Below are 9,584 nucleotides of genomic sequence, written 5' to 3'. Positions count from 1 at the left end.
GGACCGCCGCAACGCGAGAGGATTTCCAGCACCGCGGGATGGGTGATCTTCGGCCCGATGGCGCGTTCGAGGGCGGGGTGGATGCCGGTGAGCAGCCCGCGGATGCGATTGCTGATCCGGGTGGCCTCACCGGCGAGGTCGTCGTCGAACCCGACCAGCACGTCCAGCTCGGCCAGCGCCTCGTCGCCGACGTCGACCGGGCGCAGGGTGTGGGGCAGGGAACGGGCGGCGTCGGCGATGATGAACGCGTCGCGGGCATCGGTTTTGGCGCGGCCGGGGTAGAGGTCGGCGATGCGGCGCATCGCCAGGCCGGGCAGGTAGGCGACCTGGTGTCCGGCGGCGCGGGCGACTGCGACCGGCAGCGCACCGATGGTGGCCGGCTGGTCGACCACGACCAGCAGCGTTCCGTGCCGGGCGAGCTTGTCGAACAGGGCTCGCAGCTTGGGTTCGGTGTTGGGCAGCGGGGCGTCATGCAGCCGCTTTCCCTGTGGGTCGAGACCGACCGCGTGATGGGCGTCCTTGCCGACGTCCAGGCCGAGAAAGACCCCGAAACTGCTGCTCATCCACCATGCCGTTCGTTCGCCGCGACGTGGTCACCGGGAGGGCATCGATGGCCGGCACCCACGTTACGACGAGACCTACCAGTTGGTGGCCGTGTCCCTATCAGCGGTCCCTCGATGCCACCAGACCCGGTGACACCACCCCCCGGATCATGGGTTCGACTGGGGGCGTTAGTCATGCCGGGCCTGGTGACCACAGTTCCTTGATCAGGAACTACGAAAAAGGTAACGGGGCGAGGTGCGGCCGGTTCGGCAGGTCCGGCAGGCCCCGGCGAGGCGCTGCACAACCGGGTGGTTTGCGAGGCCCGGAAGATGCGGCAGCTCCGCAAGACCGGCGAAGCGCGGTGGGCGGGATAGGTGGGCTCAGAAGGTCCGGCGGGGCTGGGCAATGCAGAGCCGGAAGGCTCGGCGAGGACCGGAAGGCGCGGCAGATCCGGAAGACCGGCGAGACCCGGCGGGCGACGCTTTGCAGATGTGGTTGGCGCGGCAAGGGCGGCTGGCGCAGCCAGACCGGGGAGACCGGCGAGGCGCCGGGATCGGCGAGGGCCGGATGGTCTGGCTGGGCGCGGCAGATGCAGCTGGCTAGGCGAGGTGCGACAGGTCCGGCGAGATCGGTGAGGCCGGAAGGTCTGGCGAGGTGCGGCAGCCCGGAAGGCCCGGCGAGGATCGGAACGCACGGCAGATCCGGAAGACCGGGCAGGCGACGCGCGGTTGGCACGGCAAGGGCGGCACCCGTGCGTGATCGGTGAGGCCCGGAAAGTCTGGCGAGACCGGCGAGACTGGCGGCCGCTGCGAGCCGGGGTGCTCTGGCCTGCGTGGTGGCGCCGGAGGGTGGGGCGGGTGGTGGAAGACCTGTGCCTGCCGGGAACCGTGCGCGTGGTTCCCGGCAGGCTGGTCGGTCCGGTGGTCAGGCTTTCCACTGGGGATCGCGGCCCAGGTAGCGCAGCAGGGTTGAAGGTGCGTCGTCGTTGGTGGGGCCGTCCAGAGCCGGGGCGTAGGCGAAGCCGCGGAGGGGCTCGGCCAGTTGCTTCGCTACCGGGAGGAGGGACTCCGCCAGTTCCTCCGTCAGCGGGGACGGGGCGCCCGAGGACATGGCGAGGTCCCATGCGTGGATTGCCGCGTCGAGGGCTGCTGCGCCTACTGCCACCGGGGCTGGGAGGGCGCCCTGGGGGAGGGGTGTCGGGACCGCTGTCGCTTCCGGGCTGATCGTGGCGAAGGCGGCTGCCGCGGCGGTCAGGGTGGGGTCCAGGAAGTCCGCGGGCTTGGCTTCGAGGGTGCCCGACGGGGAGAACGGGTCGAAGTCCGGGCCGCCCGAGCCGGTGATGGCGGACGCGTAGCCGAGCTGGTCGCCTGCTGCGTGCTGGAGGACCTGGGTGGCGTTCCACTCCGCGCACGGGGTCGGGGCCGACCAGTCCGTCACGCCCTCGATCGCCGTGCGGAGGGCTTCGTGGGACCGGGACAGGAGCGGCCACGGCGTGGCCGGGCGCAGGCCGGCGAAGAACTGGCGGATGTCCGCTACCAGGACCTCCGGGGCTTCGTGCGCCGCGTAGTGGCCGGCCGCGTCGCGGGGGCCGCCCTCGGTCGCTGCCGTGTCGTACGCGTTCCAGCTCACGATGTTCGCGTGGTCGCGCTCGGCGAAGCGGCGGATCGACTGGAAGTCGCCCGCGAACATCGCCAGGGCCGTCGGGACCGTGGTGGGGCCCTCCGGGCGCGTCGTGTCGTGCGCGTCCTCGTAGTAGAACCGGATCGACGAGCCCGCCGTGCCGGTCAGCCAATACAGCGCCACGTTCGCCACGACGAAGTCCGCGTCCAGGTGCTCGCCGAACAGCTGGGCGTTCCACGCCAGCAGGCCGAGCGGGGAGTCGGCCAGCGCGAACGCCAGGGTGTGCGGCTGCTGGCTGTGCAGCGTGTTGAACGAGAACATGTTCTCGTAGAACCACTGGAGGTGCGCGAGCGCGGCCTGGTCGGCCTCGCTCAGGTCCGCCATCTCGGCCGGGTCGCCGGACGGGAACGAGAACAGCTGCGTGACGTGCACGCCGACGACCTTCTCCGGCGCCAGCCTGCCGATCTCCGGCGAGATCATCGACCCCGCGTCGTTGCCCGCCGCGCCGTACGACTCGTAGCCGAGGCGGCTCATCAGCTCGGCCCACGCCGCCGCCGTGCGGTGGGTGCCCCAGCCGGACTTCGCCGGGCCCGAGAAGCCGAAGCCGGGCAGGGACGGGATCACCAGGTGGAACGCCGGCTCGGCGGCCGACGCCGGCTCGGTCAGCGGGTCGATCACGTCCAGGTACTCCGCGATCGACCCCGGCCAGCCGTGCGTCAGCACCAGCGGCGTCGCGTCCGGCCGCGACGAGCGGACGTGCAGGAAGTGGATGGTGTCGCCGTCGATCTCCGTGACGAACTGCGGGTACGCGTTCAGCCGCGCCTCGAAGGCACGCCAGTCGAAGCCGCCCAGCCAGTGCTCGGCCAGCGCGCGGACCCGCTCGTTCGTGACGCCGTACGCGGCGGGCAGGTCGTCCGGCCACAGCGCCCCGCACAGGCGGCTCTGCAGGTCGTCGAGCTTGGCCTGGGGGATCTCGGCGCGGAAGGGGCGGATGGCGGGGGCGGTCATGAGGGCTCCTCGGGAAGGTGGAACGGAATGCTTCGTTCCGAACTGTACCAGAGCGGAATGATCCGTTCCAGTGCTAATCTGAACCCATGCCCGAGACCGCCCTGCCCGGCCGCCGCGGCCAGGCCGCCCGCAACGACGTCGTCATCCTCGATGCCGCCCGCCAGGTCTTCCTCGTGGACCCGAAGGCACCGATCTCGCACGTGGCCGAGCGCGCCGGCGTCGGCATCAGCGCGCTCTACCGCCGCTACCCGAGCAAGGAGGTGCTGCTCTGCCGGCTCTGCCACGACGGCCTCCGCACGTACATCCGCGAGGCCGAAGCCGCCGCCGAAGAGCCCGACGGCTGGGCGGCGCTCACCGGTTTCCTCGGCCGGGTCGTGGACGCCGACGTGCACTCGCTGACCGTGCACCTCGCCGGCACCTTCACGCCGACGCCCGACATGGGCGAGGACGCGCGCCGCGCGAACGAGCTGACCAGGGACCTGGTCGAGCGGGCGCGCGAGAGCGGGCGGCTGCGCCGGGACGCCGTCGCCGAAGACCTCGGCATGGTCCTCGAATGCTGCGCGGCCATCCGCGTCGAGGACCAGGAACGCACCACCCAGCTGCGGCGGCGCTACCTCGCGCTCCTCGTCGAAGGCCTGGCCGCCGGGGGTGCGCCCGATTTGCCGGGTCCGCCGCCGCGCCCGGGTGAGATGAACGGGCGCTGGCGTCCGTCCTGACGGCGGCGCCGCGGGGCCGCCGGATGGCGGTAACGAATTCCGGGATCGGGGCGACTGAACAGCGTCGGACGTCCCCGAAAAGACCACGCGTCACCTGTCAGAGCGGTATTCCCGGACCCGAACAGTGAGATCACGACTATGCAACGAAGCTGGCGACGGACCACGATCCTGTCCGCGGTGGCCGCACTGGCCACCGCGTTTTTCGCAATCGCACCCGCCGCGCAGGCGGCCGACCCCTCGAGCGCCGTCACCGTCAGTACCACGAACGTGGTGCCGGGGCAGACGTTCACCGTCACGCAAACCATTCACAACGACCGCGATTTCGCGGTGACCTTCGCGAAGGGTGCCATTTACGGGAACCCCACCGCGATCACCGACGTGGTCGACGTCGTGTCCTGCACCAACACCACGGCGGTCGGCTGCTTCCAGGCCGGCAGCAGCTACCGCGCCGCGTTCGGCGACCTCGAGGCGGGCGGCACGCGGACCACGGAGTGGACCTTGCGCGTCAAGGACACCGCCGCGCCCGGGCAGTTCACCCTGCAGCACCAGTTCGTCGGGGACAACTACGCCTTCGACATCCTGGACGGTCCGGTCATCACCGTCGGGGAGCAGTCGTCCCAGGCCGACGTCAAGGTCGGGCTCGCCGCAACCGGGCACGGCGGGCTGAACGCGCGCATCGACTACACCGTGACCGTGACGAACAACGGCCCGTCCGCCGCGACCGGGATCCGCGTCGTGGCCACGTACGCGTCGGGCCTGTCCTTCGCCGGCGGCACCGGCTGCGCCCGCGTCGGCACCACCAGGAACGTGAACTGCGACGTCGCGTCGCTGGCCAGCGGGGCCTCGGCGACGACGAAGTTCTCGGTCGACGGCGGCCTGCTCGCGCTCGGCTCGTACACCACGACCGCGCAGCGCACGGCGAGTTCGCCGACGGATCCCAACGCCGCCAACGACAGCGCGTCGAAGACGTGCTCGGCGCTCACCGGGCTCATCGTGACCTGCTGAGGGTTCGCGAGAGGTGAACCGGGCTCGTGTCCTCCGCCAGGGACGCGGGCCCGGTTCGCGTTCAGCCCGTCGCCGTGGCGTAGAGCTTCGCGATGTCGTCGTCGAAATAGGCGCTGTAGGAGACGTCCGGGGTGTCGCCGCCGAGCTGGTAGCCGCCGATCACGCCGATGACCTCGCCGCCGGTCACCCACGGCCCGCCGCTGGTGCCGTCGGGGAAACCGGGGCAGGCGACCCGCATCTGGTAGGTGTCCGAGCGCGTGGTCGTGCCGTCGCAGACGACGGGGGAATCGGTTGTGTCGGGGTAGCCCGTGAGGGTGATCCGGTGGTCGAATCCGCGATTCACGCCGAGCGTGTTCGCGCCGGTGAGGCTTTCCAGGGAAGCCGGATTCCCGGGCTGCCGAACGGTCAGGAACGCGAAATCGAGATCCGGGTCGGCCGACGAAGTCCAGCCTTCGGCAACCGTCGTCCCGGTCACCGTCCACATTCCCACCGGCGCGACTCCGTCGTGGTAACCGGGAGCGAACGACATTCCATTCCGGACGCAGTGCGCGGCCGTCAGCACCACGTCGCCGGTTCCCGAGTGGACAACGCTCGCGGAGCAGAAATGGCTGCCGTTGGCGAACAACGCACCGACCGGGGAAACGGTTTTCCCCGGAGCGGCGGGAATTTCGGCGGCGGGAACCGGGGAACCGGCGGCGTAAGCGTCGTCGGCGGTCGTGTCCGCGCCGACGGCCAAGCCGGTGCTCAGCACCAGCACCGCCGCCGCGGCCAGCAGCACCGGCCGGAGAACCTTGATCGCCACCCGTCCAGATCACCACACGACGGCCCGATCGGCAGCTTGTGGCGGCGGATGCACAGCGACCTCACAGCGGTGATCGGCCGGTGCGTCCGGATCGACGTCGAAGCGGACCTGGCGCCGCCTAGCCGAGGTCCTTGGGGAGCAGGGTGGTCGCCGCGTCGGGGGTGGCGACCGACTTGGGCTTCCGGTCGCGGAACAGCCAGCCGCCGATGATGCCGCCGGCGAACCCGAACAGGTGGCCCTGCCAGCTGACCCGCTCGTCGGTCGGCAGCAGGGACGTGAACTGGTAGGCGAAGCAGAGCGCCATCACGACCCCGAGCACGATGTCGATCGGGTGCCGGTCGAACAGGCCGCGCACGATGATGTAGCCGAAGTAGCCGAAGACCAGGCCGCTGGCGCCGACGGTGACCGAGTCCGACGGCGACGTGAACCAGACGCCGAGGCCGCTCGCGACGATGATCAGCAGGCTCACGCTCAGCCACTTCTTCACCCCGCGGTAGGCGGCGAGGAAGCCGAACACGAACAGCGGGCCGGAGTTGCCTTCGATGTGACCCCAGCTGGAGTGCATGAACGGCGCGCTGAAGATCTCCGGCAGCGACGCCGGGTCCCGCGCCTCGATGCCGAGGTCGCGGCCCAGGTCGTAGCCGTCGAGCGAGTTGAAGATCTGCACCACCCACAGCACGGCGAGCAGGCCCACCATCACCCAGAGGGCCTTCTTGGCTTCGGCGATCATCGCCTCGGCTTCGCTGCGGGCCGGACTCTCACCACTCATGGCTTTCCCCCTGCTCGGTCGCGCGAAGGATAACCGGCGCGGGCCGCGGGGAGCGCCGTTTCGGACCCAGCCGTGACCTGGCAGGGTGAAGGTCATGACGTCACACCGGCCGGAGGTGGTCTTCCGGGGCCGTCGCATGCCCGGCGACCGCGCCCTGGTCATGGCCATCGTGAACCGCACGCCCGATTCGTTCTACGACAAGGGCGCGACCTTCGCCGAGGACGCCGCCCGCGAGGCCGTGGACCGCGCGGTCGCGGCCGGCGCCGACATCGTGGACATCGGCGGCGTCAAGGCGGGCGAGGGGCCCGAGATCGACGTCGACGAGGAGAGCAGGCGCGTGGTGCCGTTCGTCGCCGAGGTGCGCGAACGCCACCCCGGGCTGGTGATCAGCGTCGACACCTGGCGGCACGAGGTCGGGCGCCAGGTCTGCGAGGCCGGCGCCGACCTGCTCAACGACACCTGGGCCGGTGCCGACCCGAAGCTGGTCGAGGTCGCGGCCGAGTTCGGCGCGGGCTACGTCTGCTCGCACGTCGGGGGCATGCCGCTGCGGACCGACCCGTACCCCGCGCCGACCCCGGAACGGCCGTTCTGGCCGCGCTACGACGACGTCGTCGCGGAGGTCCTCGCCGAGCTGACGACGGCGGCCGAGCGGACGGTCGCCGCCGGAGTGCCGCGCGGCGGCGTCCTCATCGACCCGACGTTCGACTTCGGCAAGAGCACCCGCCACGGCCTCGAGCTGCTCCGCCACTTCGACCGCCTGGTGGCGACCGGCTGGCCGGTGCTGGTCGCGCTGTCGAACAAGGACCTGATCGGCGAGACCCTCGACGTCGAGGCCCGCGACCGCCTGGCGGGCACCCTCGCGGCGACGGCGATCGCGGCCCACGCGGGAGCGGCGGTCTTCCGCGCCCACAACGTCCGCGAGACGCGCGAGGCCGTCGCGGCGGTCGCGGGTCTGTCTACTGTGGACTGAGGCGGAGCGCCCAAGGCCGCGTTGAGGTTCGGTCAGGAGCATGGATTGCCTCGTGACCGGTCACCCACATGGGCGGCGTCGTGGCGGGCTGCGATGTAGTGAATGACTCATTCATGTCGTCGGACGACATGAATGAGTCATTCACTACGTCTCGGGTCAGGGTTGCGGCACAGTCGCCGGGGGCCGACCGCCCTCGGTCTGAACCCACGGGCACCGGCCGTGGCGAGTGTTGCCGGGCGGGCCGGCGAAGCCGCCGCCGGGCAAACCGCCGCGACTGTGCCGGAACCCTGTCGTGCGAGGTCCTGACCGACTCATTCACGACGCCGGCGCAGCCGCAGCCGACCGGGCCACCGGCACGCCCGCCCCCACACAGCCGCCAGTGAGAAAACCCCAACTGGGGCGCTTCGGCTCGCCGCCTCAGCGTTGTGGACTGAGGCGCCAGAGGGACGTGACCTCGGCCGCCCTGGCCCGGTGCAGCGGATCGGCCTCATCGAGTGCGCGGGGGTGGCGGGCCGGGGTTCCGGTCCGGTCCAGCACCCGCAGGCCTGCCGCCTCGATCCAGGCGAGCAGCTGCGCGCGGGTGCGCAGGCCCAGGTGCTCGGCGAGGTCGGACAGCACCAGCCACGCCTCGCCGTGCGGGGTCAGGTGGCGGCGGGCGCGGTCGAGGAAGCCGCGCAGCATGCGGTGGCCCGGGTCGTACACCGCGTGGTCGAGCGGGGTGCGGGGGCGGCCGGGGAGCCACGGCGGGTTCGCCACCACCAGCGGGGCGCGGCCGGGCGGGAACAGGTCCGTCCGCACGACTTCCGCGCGTTCGCCGAAGCCCAGCCTGGTCAGGTTCTCCCGGGCGCAGGCGATCGCGCGGGCCGAGGCGTCCGTGGCCACCACCCGCTCGACCCCACGGTGGGCGAGCACGGCGGCCAGCACGCCGGTGCCGGTGCCGATGTCGAACGCCAGCTCCGTGCTGGGCAACGGCGCCGCCGCGACGAGGTCCACGTACTCCGGTCGCAGTGGCGCGAAAACGCCGTAGTGCGGGTGGATCCGCGCGCCGAGCGCCGGTACTTCGACGCCCGTCCGGCGCCATTCGGCGGCGCTCAGCACCCCGAGCAGTTCCCGCAGCGGTACGGCCGCAGAGACGTCCGAAGGGCCGTAGACGTCGGTGCACGCCGCCCGGACGTCCGGGGCCCGGCGCAGCGGCACGACGTACCCCGGATCCAGTGGGACGTAGAGCAGCGAAAGGAGCCGGGCGCGGCGGGCGCGGTCCGCCCGGTAGTGCGCGAAGTCGTCCGGTGGCGGGGCGGGAAGCCGCCGGGACAGCGCGTCCAGGAGCCGCCGGGCCGCCGGGAAGCCGCCGTGCCAGAGCAGGGCGACGCCGGACGAAAGCGTGCGCAGGGCCGCGTCGGCGGAGAGGTGGTCGTCGGCGAGGACCGCGTAGCGCGAGGGTGGGGAAAACAACCGGCGATCGGGTTCGCCGGGCACGACGAGGTGAGCCATGGAAAGGGTTTCCGTTCATTGCCGCGGGCACGTCGAAGAACCCGCGAAAGGGCGGGTGTGCGGGAGGTCCTGAGGGGGAACTAGCTCAGGACGGCGGCATGAACGGGGTTCGTCACCCTTCGACCCTAGCCTTCGTGGCGTACAAAGGGTGCAGAGGTGATGCCGGATGACGGTGGTGCGGCGGGAAAAGCGTCGCCGGTGGGCGGTCGTCGCGGCCGTGGCCGCCGTCCTCGTCTCGCTGCCTTCGGTGCTCAGCGCGCTCGCCCCGGCAGGTGCGGCGGCCGACGCCGCGAAACTGCGCGACCTCGTCCTCGATTCCGCCGGACGGCCGTACCAGGGTTACGCCGAAAGCGCCGGTTCGCTGGCCCTGCCGGAGCTGCCGAACCTCGCCGCCGTCACCGCGCTCTTCTCGATGCGGACGCCGATGCGCGTCTGGTACGCCGGGCCCGACCGCTACCGCGTCGACATCCTCGGCACCGCCGGCGAGCACGACCTCTACCGGCTGCCCGACGGCGAATACACGTGGGACTACGGCGACAACACGCTGACCGAGCTGATCGGCGAACCCGCCGTCCGGCTGCCGCGGGCCGGCGACCTGCTGCCGCCCGAGCTGGCGCGGCGGATCCTCGGCGCGGCGCACGGCGATCCGGTGACCGCGCT

At 71.7% G+C, this 9,584-nt stretch carries 8 protein-coding genes and 1 pseudogene; 4 read left to right on the top strand and 5 right to left on the bottom strand.

Annotated elements, in window-relative coordinates; translation table 11 throughout:
- A partial coding sequence (locus tag G3I65_RS51215) for a transposase (RefSeq protein WP_160696960.1) occupies window positions 1-563 on the bottom strand: 563 nt, incomplete at its 3' end.
- Window positions 564-1,467: 904 nt separating this feature from the next.
- Window positions 1,468-3,171: a TIGR03086 family metal-binding protein gene (locus G3I65_RS51210; protein ID WP_160703195.1), complete on the bottom strand. Its 1,704-nt coding sequence runs from the start codon at window positions 3,169-3,171 to the stop codon at window positions 1,468-1,470.
- A gap of 86 nt (window positions 3,172-3,257) precedes the next feature.
- Between G3I65_RS51210 and G3I65_RS51205 the strand changes: the two genes are divergently transcribed.
- Together G3I65_RS51205 and G3I65_RS51200 are read left to right on the top strand one after the other, a co-directional pair.
- The gene (locus tag G3I65_RS51205; RefSeq protein ID WP_160703193.1) at window positions 3,258-3,887 is read left to right on the top strand and encodes a TetR/AcrR family transcriptional regulator; all 630 of its coding nucleotides are present in this window, start codon (window positions 3,258-3,260) and stop codon (window positions 3,885-3,887) included.
- 177 nt (window positions 3,888-4,064) lie between these two features.
- Complete coding sequence (locus tag G3I65_RS51200) at window positions 4,065-4,892, top strand: DUF11 domain-containing protein (protein WP_160703197.1); 828 nt, start codon at window positions 4,065-4,067, stop codon at window positions 4,890-4,892.
- 61 nt (window positions 4,893-4,953) lie between these two features.
- On the opposite strand, the gene G3I65_RS51195 is transcribed toward G3I65_RS51200, so the two are convergent.
- Entirely contained in the window at window positions 4,954-5,694 is a 741-nt protein-coding gene (locus G3I65_RS51195) for a serine protease (protein WP_160703191.1), read from the bottom strand.
- Between the two features lie 118 nt (window positions 5,695-5,812).
- On the bottom strand, window positions 5,813-6,463 hold the full coding sequence (locus G3I65_RS51190; protein WP_160703189.1) for a rhomboid family intramembrane serine protease: 651 nt from the start codon (window positions 6,461-6,463) through the stop codon (window positions 5,813-5,815).
- Between the two features lie 94 nt (window positions 6,464-6,557).
- Between G3I65_RS51190 and folP the strand changes: the two genes are divergently transcribed.
- Window positions 6,558-7,433 carry a dihydropteroate synthase gene (folP, locus tag G3I65_RS51185; protein ID WP_125311466.1) on the top strand — a complete coding sequence of 292 codons (876 nt, stop codon included), beginning with the start codon at window positions 6,558-6,560 and terminating at the stop codon, window positions 7,431-7,433.
- A gap of 417 nt (window positions 7,434-7,850) precedes the next feature.
- Here folP and G3I65_RS51180 read toward each other — a convergent pair whose 3' ends face one another.
- Entirely contained in the window at window positions 7,851-8,924 is a 1,074-nt protein-coding gene (locus tag G3I65_RS51180) for a class I SAM-dependent methyltransferase (protein ID WP_160703187.1), read from the bottom strand.
- Between the two features lie 166 nt (window positions 8,925-9,090).
- On the opposite strand from G3I65_RS51180, the pseudogene G3I65_RS51175 reads away from it, so the two are divergent.
- Window positions 9,091-9,584: pseudogene (locus G3I65_RS51175) on the top strand (hypothetical protein); the annotation flags it as partial.

Origin of the sequence: Amycolatopsis sp. SID8362, assembly GCF_010550475.1 — a bacterium.
Classification (GTDB): Bacteria; Actinomycetota; Actinomycetes; order Mycobacteriales; family Pseudonocardiaceae; genus Amycolatopsis; species Amycolatopsis eburnea.
Note: the sequence above shows the minus strand (reverse complement) of the source record. Positions and strands in the feature narration are given on the sequence as shown.